Annotated in this window: 1 pseudogene; it reads left to right on the plus strand. The window is 56.0% G+C overall.

From position 1 onward, the window contains the following. Positions 1-9: 9 nt before the first annotated feature. Positions 10-650 (plus strand): annotated as a pseudogene (locus tag IEW15_RS25630) (IS5 family transposase); the annotation flags it as partial.

The following is a 650-nucleotide window of genomic DNA, read 5'->3' on the forward strand; positions in this document are numbered from 1 at the left end:
CCGCATTGTTTGGGGAAGCCGACGGACCCTGGTCGCAGCGGCACAGATAACCGTCTTTTCATCGAGGCTGTGCTTTGGATTGTGCGAACGGGCAGCCCTTGGCGTGACCTTCCGCCTTCCTTTGGGAAATGGAACACGATCTTCCGGCGTTATCGCGACTGGGTAAAAGCCGATGTTTTTGTTCGGCTTTTCGAAGCTTGTTCGGATGACCCGGACATGGAATACGCCATGGTCGATGCCACCATCGTGAAGGTCCACCGCCATGGTCAGGGCGCAAAAGGGGGACTCAAAATCAGGCCATAGGCAAGTCCCGAGGTGGAATGACGACCAAGATCCTAGCCCTGACCGACGCGTTGGGTAATCTGGTGCACTTTCGGCTGATGCCCGGCCAGCGTCATGACAGCGTCGGCGTGCCGCCCCTGATCGACGGCCTACTGTTCGATGGTTTGATCGCCGATAAGGCATTCGACAGCAATGCCATTATCGCCGAACTCAATCAACGCGGTGCCAAAGTCGTCATCTCCCAGCATTCCAGGCGGAAGCAGAAGCTCGATATCGATGCCGACATCTACAAGTGGCGGCACCTCATCGAGAATTTCTTCTGCAAACTCAAAGAGTTCAAGCGAATCGCCATGCGAGCCGACAAAACC

The organism is Tistrella bauzanensis (assembly GCF_014636235.1).
GTDB lineage: Bacteria > Pseudomonadota > Alphaproteobacteria > Tistrellales > Tistrellaceae > Tistrella > Tistrella bauzanensis.